The 16,658-nt window shown below is 72.6% G+C and carries 14 protein-coding genes and 1 pseudogene; 4 read left to right on the top strand and 11 right to left on the bottom strand.

The genetic code is table 11. The features are described 5' to 3' along the window. Positions 1-39 precede the first annotated feature (39 nt). The 6 genes from BLW85_RS07390 to xylB form a co-directional block, all read right to left on the bottom strand. Complete coding sequence (locus BLW85_RS07390; RefSeq protein WP_070026409.1) at positions 40-1,347, bottom strand: GAF domain-containing protein; 1,308 nt, start codon at positions 1,345-1,347, stop codon at positions 40-42. Between the two features lie 102 nt (positions 1,348-1,449). Then, positions 1,450-2,049 (bottom strand): N-acetylmuramoyl-L-alanine amidase, encoded by a 600-nt coding sequence (locus tag BLW85_RS07385; RefSeq protein ID WP_177329920.1) that lies wholly within the window; start codon positions 2,047-2,049, stop codon positions 1,450-1,452. A gap of 140 nt (positions 2,050-2,189) precedes the next feature. Further along, positions 2,190-3,203 (bottom strand): acetamidase/formamidase family protein, encoded by a 1,014-nt coding sequence (locus BLW85_RS07380; protein WP_074991612.1) that lies wholly within the window; start codon positions 3,201-3,203, stop codon positions 2,190-2,192. Between the two features lie 110 nt (positions 3,204-3,313). Further along, positions 3,314-4,798 carry an APC family permease gene (locus BLW85_RS07375; protein ID WP_074991611.1) on the bottom strand — a complete coding sequence of 495 codons (1,485 nt, stop codon included), beginning with the start codon at positions 4,796-4,798 and terminating at the stop codon, positions 3,314-3,316. Between the two features lie 275 nt (positions 4,799-5,073). Further along, positions 5,074-6,282: an ROK family transcriptional regulator gene (locus BLW85_RS07370; protein WP_074991610.1), complete on the bottom strand. Its 1,209-nt coding sequence runs from the start codon at positions 6,280-6,282 to the stop codon at positions 5,074-5,076. Positions 6,283-6,318: 36 nt separating this feature from the next. Next, entirely contained in the window at positions 6,319-7,764 is a 1,446-nt protein-coding gene (gene xylB / locus BLW85_RS07365) for a xylulokinase (protein ID WP_074991609.1), read from the bottom strand. Between the two features lie 198 nt (positions 7,765-7,962). On the opposite strand from xylB, the gene xylA reads away from it, so the two are divergent. Further along, a complete protein-coding gene (xylA, locus tag BLW85_RS07360; protein ID WP_074991608.1) occupies positions 7,963-9,129 on the top strand; it encodes a xylose isomerase in 1,167 nt (388 codons plus the stop codon). A 176-nt stretch (positions 9,130-9,305) separates the two neighbouring features. On the opposite strand, the pseudogene BLW85_RS07355 reads toward xylA, so the two are convergent. Both BLW85_RS07355 and BLW85_RS07350 read right to left on the bottom strand, forming a co-directional pair. Then, positions 9,306-9,806, bottom strand: a pseudogene (locus BLW85_RS07355) (AMP-binding enzyme); the annotation flags it as partial. Positions 9,807-9,864: 58 nt separating this feature from the next. Then, on the bottom strand, positions 9,865-10,707 hold the full coding sequence (locus tag BLW85_RS07350; RefSeq protein ID WP_074996005.1) for a MerR family transcriptional regulator: 843 nt from the start codon (positions 10,705-10,707) through the stop codon (positions 9,865-9,867). A gap of 79 nt (positions 10,708-10,786) precedes the next feature. Here BLW85_RS07350 and BLW85_RS07345 point away from each other — a divergent pair, with 79 nt between their 5' ends. Then, complete coding sequence (locus BLW85_RS07345; protein WP_070026419.1) at positions 10,787-11,569, top strand: SDR family oxidoreductase; 783 nt, start codon at positions 10,787-10,789, stop codon at positions 11,567-11,569. 43 nt (positions 11,570-11,612) lie between these two features. Further along, a complete protein-coding gene (locus BLW85_RS07340; RefSeq protein WP_074991607.1) occupies positions 11,613-11,966 on the top strand; it encodes a nuclear transport factor 2 family protein in 354 nt (117 codons plus the stop codon). A gap of 450 nt (positions 11,967-12,416) precedes the next feature. On the opposite strand, the gene BLW85_RS07335 is transcribed toward BLW85_RS07340, so the two are convergent. The 3 genes from BLW85_RS07335 to abc-f are packed head-to-tail and all read right to left on the bottom strand — an operon-like array spanning position 12,417 to position 15,832. Beyond that, positions 12,417-13,709, bottom strand: coding sequence for an erythromycin esterase family protein (locus tag BLW85_RS07335; RefSeq protein ID WP_074991606.1), 1,293 nt, complete (start codon positions 13,707-13,709; stop codon positions 12,417-12,419). A gap of 56 nt (positions 13,710-13,765) precedes the next feature. After that, positions 13,766-14,164: a hypothetical protein gene (locus BLW85_RS07330; RefSeq protein ID WP_074991605.1), complete on the bottom strand. Its 399-nt coding sequence runs from the start codon at positions 14,162-14,164 to the stop codon at positions 13,766-13,768. A 48-nt stretch (positions 14,165-14,212) separates the two neighbouring features. Continuing rightward, a complete protein-coding gene (gene abc-f / locus BLW85_RS07325; protein WP_074991604.1) occupies positions 14,213-15,832 on the bottom strand; it encodes a ribosomal protection-like ABC-F family protein in 1,620 nt (539 codons plus the stop codon). Positions 15,833-15,985: 153 nt separating this feature from the next. Between abc-f and BLW85_RS07320 the strand changes: the two genes are divergently transcribed. Further along, entirely contained in the window at positions 15,986-16,648 is a 663-nt protein-coding gene (locus BLW85_RS07320; RefSeq protein ID WP_070026424.1) for a TetR/AcrR family transcriptional regulator, read from the top strand. Positions 16,649-16,658: the final 10 nt, after the last annotated feature.

Below are 16,658 nucleotides of genomic sequence, written 5' to 3'. Positions count from 1 at the left end.
TGCAGCGCTGCCCGCCCTTGGGCAGCTCTCGGCGCGAGGCTAGGCGGTCGGACGTTGCAAGTACGTTGCGCCGCCGCCTCCCGCTCGCATCCGGACGACGGGCGCCGCCAACTCGGCCTCCAGGGCCGCCAGCCGCTCCCGCGCCGAAGCCGACGGACGCACCGCGGCGAGCGCCCGCCACACCTCGACGTCGTCCTCGCCCCACGGCGCGTGCGCCCAGTCCGCCAGCAGGTCGGGATCGCGGTGCGCGATCAGTGCCGCCCGCAGCTCCCGGGCCAGACGCTCCCGCAGCCGTACGATCGCCGGAGCCTGCGAACCGGGCAGCAGCGGCCCGGCATACACCTCCATCGCCGCGGTGAGCGCCCCCGAACCCAGCCGCCGCTCCACCACGGTCGCGTCCGCCTCGACCGCCGCGGTCAGCCGGTACGGCCGCGAGGCCAGCAGCCCCGGCCCCAACAACCGGCGCAGGCGGGCCAGCTCCGCCCGCAGGGTCACCGGCGTCACCGACTCGTCCGCGTACAACGCGCAGAGCAGCTCATCGCCCGTCAGCCCCTCGGGGTGCCGGGACAGCAACAGCACGATCTCGCTGTGCCGACGGCTCAGCCTGATCCGTCGGCCACCCAGGGCGAGTTCGGCCTCGTCCCGGCCCAGCGCGCCCAGCGTCGGCGTGTCCGCGGCGGGCCGCACCGGGGCGAGCAGCGCCAACTGGGCCTCCGCGGCCCGCGCCACCGCCTGCACGAAGCCCAGGCTGTGCGGATGCGCCAGCCCGTCCCCACCGGTGACGTCCACCGCGCCCAGGACCCGCCCGGTGCGCGGATCGTGCACCGGAGCGGCAACACACGTCCAGGGCTGCACCCGCCGGGTGAAGTGCTCCGCCGCGAACACCTGCACCGGTCGGCCCAGGGCGACGGCCGTCCCCGGCGCGTTGGTCCCCACCGCGGCCTCCGACCAGCGCGCCCCCGGCACGAAGTTCATCCCGTCCGCCCGCCGCCGGGCCGCCGGGTGCCCCTCGACCCACAGCAGCCTGCCCTGCGCGTCACACACCGCGAGCAGCTGCTCGTCGTCCGCGGCGAACGTGCCCATCAGCTCCCGGAACAGCGGCATCACCTGGGCCAGCGGATGCTCCGTCCGGTAGGCACCCAGATCGCCGTCGGACAGCTCCACACTCGCGGTGCCGTCCGGTACGACGCCGGCCCGCGCGCTGCGCCGCCACGACTCCGCGACCACCGACCGCACCGGCCGCGGCACCGCCCCGACCGTGGTGAACGTCTCGTGCGCCCTGCGCAGCACCCGGACGCGCTCGGCGGGATCGGCCCCCGGCTCCAGGGCCACCCACGGATCGGTCAACTCGGCCTCCCCGGACGGTGATACGGCGTTGATCCGGCCGGATCCATCGTCACGTGCCGTGTCCGCTCAGACAACAGGTGTGACGTCGGCCGGGGAATCGTGTCAGGCGAAGTTGACCAGTCTGATGTAGCGCACCCAGTCCCAGTTGGGTCCGGGATCGGTGTGGTCGGTGCCGGGTACCTCGTAGTGGCCGAGGATGTGGTCCCTGTTCTTGGGGATGCCGTACTTGTCGCAGATCGCCGCCGTGAGCTTCGCCGACTGCTCGTAGAGGGCGTTGGTGAAATAGGAGGGCTGGTCCACCCATCCCTCGTGCTCGATGCCGATGCTGCGGGTGTTGTAGTCCCAGTTGCCCGCGTGCCAGGCGATGTCGCTCTCGTGGACGCACTGCGCGATGTGCCCGTCCGCCGACCGGACCAGATAGTGGGCGGACACCTGCTTCTGCGGGTTCTGGAAGATGGACAGGGTGTTGGCATACGTCTCCTGGGTGACGTGGATGATGACGCGGTCGATGGTGTAGCTGCCGGGCCGGCTGGAAGCCGTGTAGTTGGAGGTGCTGGCGGGCTGCCATTCGGCGGCCGGGTAGTCGACGGAACCGGTCTGCGCTCCGGCGCTCGGCTCGGGGAGCAGCACGTACGGGACGGCGGCGAGCGCCGCGCCCTTCAGGAGCCACCGTCTGCTCAGACGCGGTCTTTCCCGGTCCATGTCCATCGTGGATGCCTTTCTGAAGGGGAGTTGGAGGGTGGGCGGGGTGGCGGAAGTGCGGGAGGTGCATCCCTCGTGTTCGTGAGGAGAGGGGGAGGCGGGCGGGTGTGGCCCGCGTGTGCCGGCGGCCGGGCCGGGTGTCAGCCGCGCAGGAACCGTGCGGTCTCTCGCAGCCGTGCGTGCATACCGCGGTAGGTGTCCCGTACGGGCAGCCACTCCTTGCGGAGCTTGGCCACGCACGTGTAGTTGGTGTCGCACACGTTCGCCAGCGGAGACTCGACCGTCTGCGTGGCGAACTGGTACGCGTCCAGCTCGCTGAACCCGTAGTCGCGCACCAGCCACTGCACCAGGTCCAGCTGCGATATCCGGAACGCGTCCTCCAGCGGGCGCGCCGATCCGGTCGAGACGATGTGCGTGTCCGATTCCAGCCGGGGCCACGGGGTCGCGACGTCCTTGAGGAGGTCCACGATCACCACGGTGTTCATGGCGCACTCCACCGCCACACCGCAGGTTTCGCCCTCGCCCTGCCGTGCGTGCCCGTCACCGAGGCTGAGCAGGGCGCCCTCCACGTTGACGCCGAGGTAGCAGGTGACCCCGGCGCGCATCTCGGGGGTGTCCATGTTGCCGCCGTGCGCGTCCGGGACCAGCGCGGAGCGGACCTCCAGGTTGGCGGGGGCCACGCCCACCGTGCCGTGCATGGGTTCCAGCGGCAGCTCCACCTCGAAGTCACTGTCCCGGGCGCGGAACAGGGCGGTGCGCCGGGTGCGGTCCAGTTGCCAGATCCACACCCGCTCCGGCAACGGCGGCTGGAGCGAGGCGGTCGTGTGGGTGGAGGTGAGCGCCCCGAAGAGCGGGACGGTGGTCGACGCCGCCCAGTCGCGCGCCGGTTCCACCGACACGAAGTGCACGGCCACCGTGTCACCGGGCTCGGCGCCCTCGATGTGGAAGGGCCCCGTCTGGGGATTGAGGAAGGGGAACTCGCAGACCTCGGACACGAGGTCCTTCTCCGAGCGGACCCGGCCGGCGAAGCAGTCCTCCGTGAACAGGTCGAGCACCGTACCGGGCGCGACGCGTGCCACAGGTGCCGCACCGCCGAACGTCCAGGCGTACTCGTCCGGTCGCGGGCGCACGGTGAGGATCCGGGGGTCGGTCATCGTGACGTGGGTCCCTTCTGGTGGGGGTGGTCCTGCGTAAGAGAGAGAGGGGACGCGGGCGGTCGCGGGTGGGGCCGTATCCGCCCGGTCGGCCCGGTGCGGGCGCCGGTTCAGCCGGGCACGGTGCCGTCCCGGCGGGGAACGGCCGGATCGTGCTCCTCCATGTGGACCCGCGCGGTCTCGGCTATGCGCTCGGGGTGGCGCCGGAGCAGGACCAGCAGCACCACCACGCCGATCGCCAGCCAGACGCCGACCACGGGACCGGCGTAGGACACCGGAGCGCTCAGCTTGGTCACGAAGGTGAACACCGGGAGACCGGCGGCCGTCAGCAGCGCGGGAACGAAAGCGGCGATGCCCAGCACCGGGAACAGCAGGTGCCGCACCGGCTTGAGGGCGCCGCCGCCCGCCCGTACGAAGTGGCCGGCGCAGGCGAGGTTCACCACGATGTAGACGCCGATGACGACCGTCACGATCACCGTGGCGAGGAGCAGGAACGCCGTCTCGGGGCCGTAACCGAGGCCCAGCCCCAGCACGGCGGCGACGGCCACGACGGTCTGCACCGCGATGCCCGCCACCGGGGAGCGGTGCCGGGGATGGAGCGTGGCGAGCAGACGGGGCAGGACGCGGACGCGGGCCAGTGCGAAGGCCGTACGCGTCGACACGTTGGCGCACGCGTTGGCGTTGGCGATCGTGGAGTTGACCACCGCGAGGAACAGCAGTACCCAGAAGAGGCCGAACGAGGCCCGGGCGACCCCCTCCCAGGAGGCCCTGCCGGACGCGCTGAATCCGGCGAACCGGTCCGGCCCGAAGTAGACGGTCATCGCATAGGTCGTGACGACGTAGAACAGGCCGATGCCCAGGGCGGCGCCCAGCACCGCGCGGTGCATCGTCCGCCGGGGCTCGCGCGTCTCCTCGGCGAGCGGTGCCGCCGCCTCGAACCCGGCGAACGCCAGCACGGTGTACACGGACCCCGCGAAGACGCCGCCGACACCGCTGTATCCGCCGGCGGTGTGCGAAGTACCGAAGACCGACAGGGTGTTGCCGCTCCCCGCCCGGCCGATCAGCAGCACCGCGAACACCAGGAAGACAAGGACCTCGAAGGCGCCGAGGACGGTGCCGAAGCGGGCCGAGGCCCGGACGCCGAAGTACCCCGCGACGGCGATCACGGCGGCGCCCACCAGGGGGTAGGGCCACCACAGATCCGCCGGGTACGAGGACCACTCGTCATGCAGGGTGCCCGCCACCGTGAAGCCCAGTTGCAGGAGCAGCAGTGGAGGAACCAGCATCTCCACGAAGACATAACCCCAGCCGACGAGGAAGCCGACGGCCGGATGTAATCCACGCGCCGCGTAGGTGGCGACCGAGCCCGCCGTAGGCAGCTCGCGCGCCAGCTCCGCGACGCAGGAGGCGGTGAACAGGCAGGCCACCAGGGCGATGAGCACCGCCAGCGGAAGGCTGCCGCCCGCGAAGGCGGCGCCGGCCGGGATCGACGCGGCCACCGCGGCGGCCGGCGCCATCGCCGTGACGCTCTGGAACAGGACTTCGCGCAACCCGATGGCATCACGCCGCAAAGTCCCGCTGGTCTGCCCGCGCATGTGTCCCCCGGTGTCCGTCCGCTGCCGCCCGATCTGTGCGAATGCTCCGAAGTCACGAGGGCCGAGCGGGACCTGACGGGCCGGCAGCGCGCACCTCGTGTGATTCACGGTACGGCGCGGCCGGGTCCGGCAGAAGGGTGCGCCACGGTTCCGTGGACAAGCCGAAGCTTGTGGACAACTCGGCCACTCGTTCGGGTGAGTGCCGTACGCCGACGGGCGCGTGGACGCACCGGAGCCGCCTGCCAGAGCGTCTTCGGGCCGGGGGAAAGCGGGCGTCAGGGACGCTGTGCCACGGCGGCCGGATCGTCCAGCACGGCTCGGACGACGGAGTGCGCCGCGCCCAGCAAGGGCCCCTCGGGGCCGAGCGGGGACACCGCCAGCGGACAGGCCGGACCCGCCGAACGGCCCGCCAGTTCCGCCTCGAGCGAGGGCAGCAGCCAGGGCGAGAGGCCCGCCAGGGCACCGCCCAGGACCACCGTCTCCGGATCGAGCAGGTTCACCGCCCCGGTCAGGGCGATGCCGAGCGCCGTGCCGGCGTCCCGCAGGGCCGCGCGCACTCCCTCCTCGCCCTGCTCCGCGCGCTCCGCGAGCAGGCCGACGAGATCCTGACGCGGTTCGAGTCCCGCAGCGCGCAGCACCGCCTCCTGGCCCGCGTACTGCTCGAGACAGCCACGCCCGCCACATGCGCACGCGGGCCCGTCCGGCCGCACCGGCACATGACCCAACTCGCCCGCGAAACCCCGTGTGCCGCGCAGGAGTTGCCCGTCCACGACGACCGCGGCACCGATGCCGATCTCGGCCGACACGTGCAGGAACTCACGGGGGGTGCCGGCGCCCAACCACAGCTCGGCCAGCGCGCCGAAGTTGGCCTCGTTGTCCACCATGAGCGGCCAGTCGTCGCCCAGCAGGGCGCCGAGGTCCGTGTCGCGCCAGTCGAGATTGGGGGCGCGGACGACCGTCCGTCCGTCACGCGCCACCAGTCCCGGTACGGCGACCGCGAGTCCCGCGGGCCACAGCTCCTCGCGCCCGGCCTCGGCGACGACCTGGCGGACCAGCGACATCAGCTCCGCGGTCACGGCCTCGGGCGCCCGGCCGCGGTTGGCGCCCCGGCGCACGGCCCGCGCGCGGACCGTACCGCGCAGATCGACCGCGCACACCGCCAGGTGGTCGACGCCGATCTCCGCGCCGATCCCGGCCGGACCGCGGCCGCTCACCGCCAGCGCCGACCCGGGCCTGCCCACCCGGCCCGGCCGCTCGGGGCCCAGTTCCTCCAGCAGCCCGGTGCGGATCAGCTCGTCCACCAGGGTCGACACGGCGGCCCGCGTCAGACCGATGCGCGAGGCCACCGCGGCCCGGGACAGCGAGCCTTCGGCGCTGACCGCGTGCATCACCCGTGCGAGGTTGCGCCGGCGCATGCCCTGCTGGGTGTCCGGCAGGGCTGGGCCGATCCCCTGGGGGAGGGACTGGTTCAGCGGTGCGGTCATGCCGGCGTCATTCCTCGGTCCGTGGGGTGGCAGGGCTCAGCGGTCCTCCGTCGCCCGTTCCAGCAGCGGAGCCGCGTCGGAGAGTACCCCGCTGATCCGGGCCAGCGTCTCCTCGTCCTGGGGCACGGCCTCCAGGACCGGGCCCGCGGTCGTGTTCCAGCGGCGCGCCACGGCCGCCGGATCCTCGCCGGTCAGCAGCCCGGCCGCCTGGGCCGCCGCGCCCAGGGCGACCAGCTCCCTCGCCTCCGGGATCCGAACCGGCCGCCCCGACAGCCGGCGCACGGTCTGCTGCCAGGCCCGGCCCCGCGCCCCGCCGCCGATCAGCAGCAGCGGGCTGTCACGGTCGGCGTCCTCGTCGAGGACCAGGTCGAGCGCGCCGAGCAGCGCGTGCACGGCCCCGTCGTAGGCCGCCTGGAGCAACTGGCCCGGGGTCGTGTCGTGGCGCAGCCCGTGCAGCAGCCCGGAGGCGTTCGGCAGGTTCGGGGTCCGCTCGCCGTCCAGGTACGGCAGGAGCGTCACGGAGCCGCCGGGTGCCACGGCCTCGCGGTCCAGGCCGAGCAGGGCCGCGACGCGGTCGACGGCGAGCGTGCAGTTCAGGGTGCAGGCCAGCGGCAGCCAGTCGCCGTGCGCGTCGGCGAAACCCGCCACCGTGCCGGTCGGGTCGGCCGGGCGGCGCCGGGAGACGGCGTACACCGTGCCGGACGTCCCCAGGCTCAGCACCGGGGTGCCCGGCCGCAGCCCGAGCCCCAGGGCCGCCGCCGCGTTGTCACCGGTTCCGGCCGCCACCAGGGTGCCTCTGGAGAACGGCAGGTCATGGCCGTCGCGGACGGTCCCTGCCACCTCGCCCGGCCGCACCACCCGGGGCAGCAGCGCCGGGTCGAGCCCGATGTGCGCCAGGGTCTCCTCGTCGTACCGCTCCGTGCCGGACGCCCACCAGCCGGTGCCGGAGGCGTCACCGCGGTCGGTGACGGCCTGGCCGGTCAGCCGCTCGGTGAGGTAGTCGTGGGGGAGCCGTACAGCCTTGGTGGCGCGGACCGCCTCCGGCTCGTGCTCGGCCAGCCAGGCCCACTTCGTCGCCGTGAACGACGCGCCGGGCACGCTGCCGGTGCGCTCCGCCCAGGCCTTCGGGCCGCCCAGTTCCGCCACCAGCCGACGGGCCTGCGGCGCAGAACGGACGTCGTTCCAGAGCAGGGCCGGGCGCACCGGATCGCCGTGCTCGTCCAGGGTGACCAGGCCGTGCTGCTGGCCGCCGACGGACACCGCGGCGGCCTCGTGCGCCGCTTCACCGCACTGGCGCAACGCCTCGCACAGGGCGTCCCACCACTGGCGCGGATCACTCTCCCGGCCCGCGCCGGAGGAGACGGTGTGCGGGGCCTGGCCGCTCGCCACCACCCGCCCGGTGGACACGTCGACGACCAGGGCCTTCGTGGACTGGGTGGACGTGTCCACACCGACGACGAGCGGACCCTCGGCTGCTGACATGGCGCTCTCCCTACTTCCGCGGCTCGCGGGATGTGCTGTGGCGCGCTCCCCGGGACACCCCTTGGCTGGGTGCTTGCGGGAGACACCGGTCGAAGACACCTTGTGGTCGAAGACACGTTGTCTTTTCCCAGGGGTGCGTCCGCATACTAATTTGTAAACGGCCATGACGAAATAGCCGCAAGACCAAGGAGCCGCGCCATGAGCTACCAGCCCACCCCCGAAGACAGGTTCACCTTCGGCCTGTGGACCGTCGGCTGGCAGGGGAGGGACCCGTTCGGCGACGCCACCCGCCGCGCCCTCGACCCCGTCGAGACGGTGCAGCGCCTGGCCGAGCTCGGCGCCCACGGTGTGACCTTCCACGACGACGACCTGATCCCCTTCGGGTCCTCCGACGCCGAGCGCGAGGCGCACATCAAGCGCTTCCGCGAGGCCCTGGACGCCACCGGCATGAAGGTGCCCATGGCCACCACGAACCTCTTCACCCACCCCGTCTTCAAGGACGGCGGGTTCACCGCCAACGACCGCGACGTGCGCCGGTACGCGCTGCGGAAGACGATCCGCAACATCGACCTTGCCGCCGAACTGGGCGCCGAGGTCTATGTCGCCTGGGGCGGTCGCGAGGGCGCCGAGTCCGGCGCCGCCAAGGACGTGCGGGCGGCCCTCGACCGCATGAAGGAGGCGTTCGACATCCTGGGCGAGTACGTCACCGCCCAGGGGTACAACCTCCGCTTCGCCATCGAGCCCAAGCCGAACGAGCCGCGCGGTGACATCCTGCTGCCCACCGTCGGTCACGCCCTGGCCTTCATCGAGCGCCTGGAGCGGCCCGAGCTGTACGGCGTCAACCCGGAGGTCGGCCACGAGCAGATGGCGGGCCTGAACTTCCCGCACGGCATCGCGCAGGCCCTGTGGGCGGGCAAGCTCTTCCACATCGACCTCAACGGCCAGTCCGGCATCAAGTACGACCAGGACCTGCGGTTCGGCGCCGGCGACCTGCGGGCGGCGTTCTGGCTGGTCGACCTGCTGGAGAGCGCCGGTTACGAGGGCCCGCGGCACTTCGACTTCAAGCCGCCGCGGACCGAGGACCTCGACGGCGTGTGGGCGTCGGCCGCCGGCTGCATGCGCAACTACCTGATCCTCAAGGAGCGCTCGGCCGCCTTCCGCGCCGACCCCGAGGTGCAGGAGGCGCTGCGTGCCGCCCGCCTGGACCAGCTCGCCGAGCCGACCGCGGCCGACGGCCTGCAGGCCCTGCTCGCCGACCGCGCCGCGTTCGAGGACTTCGACGTCGATGCGGCCGCCGCCCGCGGCATGGCGTTCGAGCGGCTCGACCAGCTGGCGATGGACCACCTGCTGGGCGCGCGCGGCTGACGATCAAGGGCCGGGGAGCGCCGGCGCTCTCCGCCCCTTTTCCCTTCGCACCGGCGCCGTGACCCAGGTCAGGGCGCCGGCTCCGCGCGTGCCGCCTGGCCGACGGACCCGGCCGAGGGACCCGGTCGGCGGACTCGGCCGGTGGTCCCGGGCGGCTCCACTAGGTCGTGTCCGCAACGTTTGACCGGAACCTCCAGCTTCTTCCCGGTACGAGTGTGCTGGACGGCCGGCACCTCGATGATCTCGTCGGGGACGTGACGGGGCGAGGCACCGGTGCGGATGACCTCGCGGATGCGGTCGCGCAGGGCGTCATCCAGTTCGGCACCCGGCGCAAGGACCACGAACAGGGGCATCCAGTTGCCGCCATCCGGCTCTTCCGCGCCGATGACCAGCGCCACCGCGATCTCCGGAAGCCGCTCGACCACGTCATGGATGTCGGCGCTGCCCAGCCGTACGCCGTTGCGGTTCAGCGTGCTGTCGGAGCGGCCGTGCACGATCACCGACCCGTGTCCCGTGAGCGTGATCCAGTCGCCGTGCCGCCACACCCCGTCGTACGTGGAGAAGTAGGCGTCGCGGTAGCGGCGTCCCTCGGGGTCGTTCCAGAAGTACAGCGGCATGGACGGCATGGGGTGGGTGACGACCAGTTCGCCCACCTCGTCCACGACCGGGTGGCCCTCGGAACCCCCGACGACCTGCCCTACGTCCGACCGGCAGACGGCGGTCGCGTAGGCCGGTCTACCGTCCCGGTCGGGCCGTACCGGAGTCAGACCGGGCGGGGCCGGCGTCGGTGACCCGGAACACCGGCCAGCCGATTTCGGTGCGCCACCGGTCGGCGACCGGGGTGTCGCGCGGGCCCACGAGGTAGGTCTCGCGCACCGGCCCGGCCACGGCGAGTGCGTGGTCGGCGACCCACCTGCCCAGTTCGCCGTAGGTGACGTCGATGGTGTCGTGGGTCCCCGGGTGCACGGTGACCGCGAGTTCCGCGGGCGGCAGTTCGGTGCCCTGGACGCGCCCCAGGTCCGGCACGGGGGCGGCGACCGGGACGTACACGAGCACGTCCCCGCGGCCCTCGCTGAACAGCGCGTTGTCGTAGAGGCCGCCCGGAGGACCCGCGGGTGCGTCGACGACGGCGTCCAGCTCGGCCATCGCGCCCGCGTACCAGGGCAACACCTCCTCGTGCGTGACCGTGCCCCGCACCGCGGCCACGCGCCGCGCGGGCGCGTGGCGCAGTTCGACGGCGACACCGGCCGGCTCGGGGCGCAGCAGCCGTTGCAGCGATGCGACGGCCGCCTGGGTCCGTGACAGCTGGTCCTTGAGCCGCTGGAGGTGTTCGCCCACCAGGTGCGCCCGCACGGTCGGGTCCGGGGTGAGCAGGATCCGCCTGACGTCGGCGAGCGGTACGTCGAGTTCCCGCAGCCGGGAGATGACCTGTGCGGCGGGGATCTGGTCTGGGTCGTAGTACCGGTAGCCGCTCGACGGGGCCACGTGCGCGGGCTCCAGCAGCCCGGCCTCGTGGTAGCGGCGCAGCGTACGGATACTCAGGTGGGTCAGCCGGGAGAACTCGCCGATCGTCAACACGCGTCCCACTCTGCACCCTCCCGCAGGGGGAGAGTGCAGCGCTTGAGCCGTGTGCCGCGGGAGGCGGCACGCTGCCCCCATGACCAGCACCACTTCCCTTGCGGGGCGCCTCGCCGTCGTCACCGGCGCTGGGCGGGGCACCGGCGCCGCGATCGCGGCGCGCCTGCGCGCGGCCGGCGCCACCGTGCTCGCGACGGCCCGCACGGCACCCGCGGACGCGGCCCCGGACCCCCTGTTCGTCACGGCCGATCTGACCACGCCGGAAGGCGTCGACACCGTCGCCTCGGCGGTGCGCGACCGGCTCGGCACCCCGCACGTCGTCGTGCACACGCTCGGCGGCTCCCGTGCGCCGGCCGGCGGGTTCGCCGCCCTCACCGACGCGCACTGGCAGGACGAGCTCGCCCTCAACCTACTGGCCGCCGTCCGCCTCGACCGCGCGCTGCTCCCGGCGATGCGCGGCGCGGGACGGGGCGCCGTCGTCCACGTCTCCTCCATCCAGCGGCGTCTGCCCCTGCCCGACGCCACGCTCGGCTACGCCGCCGCGAAGGCCGCGTTGACCACGTACAGCAAGGGCCTCGCCCGCGAGCTGGCGCCGCACGGCGTACGGGTCAACGTGGTCTCCCCGGGCGCGATCGCGACGGAGGGCACCACGGCCCTGGTGGGCCGCATCGCCGACGCACAGGGCATCGACCAGGCCGCTGCCTGGGAGCAGGTGCTGGCCTCACTCGGAGGCATCCCCCTCGGCCGCCCCGCACGACCCGAGGAGGTGGCCGAGCTGGTCGCCTTCCTCGTCTCCGACAGCGCCGCCGCGATCACGGGCGCCGAGCACACCATCGATGGCGGCACGGTCCCCACCGTCTGACCCACCACCCACCGACCCACTTCGTAACGAGAAGAGAACCCGTATGACCCCGAACGGCTTCCCCGACCTGCCCGTCCGCGTCCGGACGTACCTCGACGCCCACACCCGCCACGACGTGCCCACGGCGGCCGACTGCTTCGCACCCGCCGTCGTGGTGGTCGACGACGGCCGCGCCCACCGCGGCCGTGACGCGGTCCGGGCCTGGCTGGACCGGACCTCGACCGAGTACACCTACACGACCACCCCGCTCACCGCGGTCCCGCACGACGACCGGCACTGGACGGTGACCCAGCGCCTGGAAGGCGACTTTCCCGGCGGCACCGTCGACCTCGCCCACGCCTTCACGCTCGATGATGACGGACGCATCACCGAACTCACCATCACTCCATGTGTGTGAACGTCCCACGCGGGTAGTGGGGCGTGGCCGTCCGACCGCTCGACGAGCGGACCGGGTCCGTGGTGTGGACGTACCGGCGTTACCCGGAGCCGCCGCCCACGTCGCCGAACCCGGCCGAGGAGGACTGGCGCGGCTCCGTCGTCCCGGCATCGCCATGCTCAGGTCCCGCCTCTTCGTCCCGGCCGCGGACGGCACACCGGTCGCCTTCGGCAGGGCGTAGGACCGGCTGCGGCCCGGCACAGTGCCCACGTGCACCGTGCCGGGCCGCAGCCGCACGACCGGAGCGAGGGACCGTGCCGCGCGGCTGACGCGGCGACGTTCGGCCGGCGCCTGCCCGTGCCGTGTCGAACCAGCGGGCGTGCACCGTGCGGTGCGGCTCCCGCGCCGGGGTCGACTCCCGGTGAGCAGCATGTTCCGGGGGCCTGAGGGCGGCCGTCACCGCGTCGGCTGTCAGAGGTTGTCGGCGACGGTGGAGGTCGGGGTGTGGAGGATGGCGTCGAACGCATCGAGGACGGGGGTGTGGAGGTAGGCGCTTTGGATCCGGATGCGGTCCGGGCCCGGGGCGAGGTCGACGTTTCCATGGGCCGCCTGCGGGCGTGCCTGGTGGAGATCGGCGATGCTGAGCCCGAGTTCGGCGTCGGCGAACGCGGCTTCGATACTTCCCGGCTCGGCCGGCTCCAGCGCGGTGGCCTCGATGGTGAAGCCGAAAGGCGTGTTCTCGTCGCGGGGCATGTCCGCGGTATGTCCGGTGGTGCTCGCCAGGCCGAGGGCGAAGTAATCGTCGCCGAGCGCGCGGTGCAGGTGCTGTCCCATGGGGAGCCCCGTGAGGTGGCCGTTGAAGGACACCGGTGTCTTCTGGATGTGGGCGTTGTGAGCCGCCAGCACGACGCGGGTACCGGGTTCGAAGCGGTCCAGGTGCCACAGGACCGACTCGGCCATGTAGACATCGCGGGCCGAGGTGTCGGCGGTGAGCCCTTTGCCGGCATAGAGGTCGGCCATGGCGCGGAAGGTGTAGTCGGCCTGGCAGGCGCCTTCGAGCCGGCGCACGGCGATGTCGTAGCTGTGCTGGTCGCCGCGGGAAACATACAGCGGTGCGACGGAGCGGAACCGGATGAGCAGGCGCGTCAGGGTCGCGCTGAGGGCGTCCTGTTCCGCGGCGGACAGGCGTGCCCAGGCGGGCGCGGCGACGGCCGCGGAGCCACCGGCGAACGATTCGGCGATCCGCATCGCCTCCTGGACGATCGGCAGGGTTTCGGGATCGATCCGGCGCAGGTAGTCGGCGACCGGGGCCAGGGCGGGCAGCAAGGACCCACCGGCCGCCGGGATGTCGATCCCTGTGAATCGCACCGGTGTCGAAGCGGTTCGGTTGTGCCGGCGTATCCAGCGCAGCGGCGCGTCGACTCCCACGGGGATCGTCCCGGCGAGGTGCGCCGACAGGTCGTTGTCCGTCCCCTCACCCTGGGCCCATGCGTCGAGGGGGAAGCCTTCGCTGAAACCGTACTCGAAGGCGAGGACGGTGAATCCGCAGCGTTCGGCCAGGAACCGCAGGATGCGCTCGCGCATGGACGCGAACTCGTTGATGAAGTGGGAACTTTCACCGATCGCGACGACGCGTGCGTCGCCGATGATGGCGCGCAGCGGCTCCAGGTCGTCGAGTGGTGCCTCGGGGTCGAGGTGGTCGAGGGGGACGGCGTGGGTGCGAAGCCAGTCGGCGAACGGGTTGTGGCGGGGCGAAGCAGGCATGCTGACAGCTCGATTCTCGGTGTGCTGGAACGGTGGATCGCGGACAGGGGAGCGGGTCACCGTGCGGGTCGTCCCGGGTCGGGCTCGTGCGACGGCCCTTGGTACCGGGGGTTGGTGGCTGCGGACGTTCTGTTTCCACGTGCCCGGGCCGCCGCGTCCTCCAGGTCGTCGACGCTGCCGGACATGATCGTGCGGAGGTGTTCGGTGATGTCCTTGAGCGGCCAGTCCCACCAGGCCAGGGCCAGGGGGCGGGCAATGTCGGCGTCGCTGTTCTCCGGCCCGTAGTGGTAGAGCACGTTGCGGGTCTCGACGGCGGTCGGGTCATCGGGGTCGTCGTAGCAGGAGAACTCTCCGACCTCGATCAGCGGCGAGGTGACCAGCGGCTTCAGCAGCACCACTCGCGGCTGCTCGGGCATCGGATGGACCACGTTCGGGTCGGCGGGGGCAGGGGGCATCACGAATTGTTTCCTTCCTGAAGGCAAGTTCGGGGGTCTGTCAGAGCCTCAGGCCCTGGCGGCGGGCGTCGCCGCAGCCCGCACGGCCAGGTGAGCGCCCTGCCAGCGCCGACGCAGTCGACGGTCGTGGCTGACGACGACGAGGGCGCCGTCGTAGCCGGTCAGGGCGGTCTCCAGTTCTTCGACGAGCGCGGGCGACAGATGGTTGGTGGGTTCGTCGAGCAGCAGGACGTCTGACGGTTCGCTGAGCAGCCGCGCCAGGGCCAGACGCTGCCGCTGCCCGGTGGACAACCAGCCGACCGGCACCGTGAGGTGGTCGCGGTCGAAGAGGCCGAGGGACAGCAGCTGTTCGGCGTGTTCGGCGGCCTCACCCGCCCGTCCGCGGGCGAAGGCGGCAAGGACGGCCTCGTCCGGCTCCCCGGGGCGCGGCTCCTGGGGGAGGTAGCCGACCCTGCCGCGGCGGGTGACGCCCCCGCCGTCGGGGGCGACCTCCCCGGCGAGGACGCGGAGCAAGGTGCTCTTGCCGGCTCCGTTCGGCCCTGTGATCAGCAGGCGCTCGCCCGCCGCGAGCGACAGGCTCGTGCGGTCGAGCCGGTCCGTGACGGTGATGTCGGTGGCGACCAGTACGGCGCCCTGCGGGCTGCTTGTCCGCAGTACGGGGGCGAAGCGCAGCGGCTCCGGCGGGGGCGGAACCGGGGTGCCGAGGAGGCGGCGCAGCCGTTCTTCGGCGTTGCGCACCCGGCTGGCCAGCGACTGCTGCACCCGGGCGCCCGCCCGGTCGTACGCCATCTTGTTGCCGTCCTTCATCGCACGGCCGGGGGCCACGCGGCGGGCGGTGGTCGCGGCGGCCTCGCGGAGCCGGTCGACGTCGGCCCGCCACTGCTCGTGCGCCTGGGCCCAGCGCTGCCGGGCGGCCTTCTTCTCGGCGAGGTAGCCGGTGTAGCCGTTGCCGTACCGGACGACGGTGCGCCGGTCGGCGTCCACCTCAAGGAGTCCGGTGGCGACGCGTTCGAGGAAGTCACGGTCGTGGGAGACCGCCACTGTGGTGCCCCGGCGGGTGCGCAGGTGTTCTTCCAGCCAGCTCAGGGCGTTGTCGTCGAGATGGTTGGTCGGCTCGTCAAGGAACAGCACCTCCGGCGCGGCCGTCAGGACGGCCGCGAGCCGCAACCTGACCCGCTCACCACCGGACAGGCCGCCCACGGTGCGGTCACGGCCCACCAGGCCCAGGCCGAGACCGTGCAGGGCACGCTCCACGCGGGCGTCGGCGTCGTAGCCGCCGCGCAGTTCGAAGACGGTCATCAGTTCGCCGTACTCGGCCATGCCCGACTCATCGCCGTCGGCCATCGCGGCCTCGAGACGGCGCATGCGCCGTTCGACGGCGCGTAGATCACTCAGGGCACGGTCGATGACCTGCTGGACGGTCGCTCGCGGCTCCAACCGCTCGTCCTGGGCGACATAGCCGAGGCCGCCGGGGGCCTGGACGACGACCTCGCCCTGATCGGGCCGTTCACGCCCAGCGAGCAGGCGCAGCAAGGTGGTCTTGCCCGATCCGTTCTCACCGATGATCGCGGTGCGCTCGCCCGTGGCGAGCGAGCAGGTCACCGAGTCAAGGACGAGCCTGCCGTTGAAGGACTTGCTGACAGCGATCGCGGAGATCTGTGTGGGCATACGGGGACTCCAAAGCATTCGAGAACGAGACGGCCATCAAGGGCCGTGCGGCCGGGCGAACGCTTTGGATGAGCATCGACGACTCCATTAGTGCGACAGCTGCTGCGTTAAGATGGTGCCACAACGCCGTCCCCGCGATCAACCGGACTACCTGTGGCGACTCCCGCACCCTCAGAGCAAGAACAAGAACCAGCAGGCGCCCAACCGTCGCCGACCCGGCGCCGCCCCGGGGGCCGCACCGCCCGTATTCGTACGCAGGTACTCGACGCGGTCCTCGCGGAGCTCGGCGAACACGGCTATGACGCGCTCACCACCGATGCCGTCGCAGCTCGCGCCGGCGTGCACCGCACCACGGTGTACCGGCGCTGGGGGGACGTCGGCGGTCTGCTCGCCGACGTACTCGACGCGGCGAGCGACGACGACTGGCGGCCACCGGACACCGGCTCCCTGGAAGGCGACCTGGCAGCGCTCAACCAGGAGATCCAGACAGCTCTGACCGCGGAGCCCCCGGTCGTGACGGCGCTCATCGCCGCCTCGTTCCGCTCCGAGAAGGCCGCCGACGCCCAACAGCGGCTCTGGGAGGACCGATACGCCCGATGCGAGGTCGTCGTCAGCCGGGCCGTCCGGCGCGGCGAACTCCCATCAGGCACCGACGCCCGGCGTCTGCTCCTCGCCGCCACTGCGCCGCTGTACCACCAGCTGGTGCTCCTGCGCACGGCACCTGACCCGCACCTGCCCGGTGATGCGGCCAGAACCGCCGCCCTCGCCGCGGCCGCCGGCGCCTTCGCCGAGACTCGGCCGGCACGCGATGCCTGAGCGAGATTCC

The organism is Streptomyces misionensis (assembly GCF_900104815.1).
GTDB classification, from domain to species: Bacteria; Actinomycetota; Actinomycetes; order Streptomycetales; family Streptomycetaceae; genus Streptomyces; species Streptomyces misionensis.
The sequence above is the reverse complement of the archived record's forward strand: the minus strand, read 5'-3'. Positions and strand labels throughout refer to the sequence as shown.

What these genes read in the sequence shown, in the direction of transcription:
- BLW85_RS07385 (WP_177329920.1), bottom strand. Translation starts at nt 2,049, where the DNA reads ATGGACCGGGAAAGACCGCGTCTGAGCAGACGGTGGCTCCTGAAGGGC.
- BLW85_RS07380 (WP_074991612.1), bottom strand. Translation starts at nt 3,203, where the DNA reads ATGACCGACCCCCGGATCCTCACCGTGCGCCCGCGACCGGACGAGTAC.
- BLW85_RS07375 (WP_074991611.1), bottom strand. Translation starts at nt 4,798, where the DNA reads ATGCGCGGGCAGACCAGCGGGACTTTGCGGCGTGATGCCATCGGGTTG.
- BLW85_RS07370 (WP_074991610.1), bottom strand. Translation starts at nt 6,282, where the DNA reads ATGACCGCACCGCTGAACCAGTCCCTCCCCCAGGGGATCGGCCCAGCC.
- xylB (WP_074991609.1), bottom strand. Translation starts at nt 7,764, where the DNA reads ATGTCAGCAGCCGAGGGTCCGCTCGTCGTCGGTGTGGACACGTCCACC.
- xylA (WP_074991608.1), top strand. Translation starts at nt 7,963, where the DNA reads ATGAGCTACCAGCCCACCCCCGAAGACAGGTTCACCTTCGGCCTGTGG.
- BLW85_RS07345 (WP_070026419.1), top strand. Translation starts at nt 10,787, where the DNA reads ATGACCAGCACCACTTCCCTTGCGGGGCGCCTCGCCGTCGTCACCGGC.
- BLW85_RS07340 (WP_074991607.1), top strand. Translation starts at nt 11,613, where the DNA reads ATGACCCCGAACGGCTTCCCCGACCTGCCCGTCCGCGTCCGGACGTAC.
- BLW85_RS07335 (WP_074991606.1), bottom strand. Translation starts at nt 13,709, where the DNA reads ATGCCTGCTTCGCCCCGCCACAACCCGTTCGCCGACTGGCTTCGCACC.
- BLW85_RS07330 (WP_074991605.1), bottom strand. Translation starts at nt 14,164, where the DNA reads ATGCCCCCTGCCCCCGCCGACCCGAACGTGGTCCATCCGATGCCCGAG.
- abc-f (WP_074991604.1), bottom strand. Translation starts at nt 15,832, where the DNA reads ATGCCCACACAGATCTCCGCGATCGCTGTCAGCAAGTCCTTCAACGGC.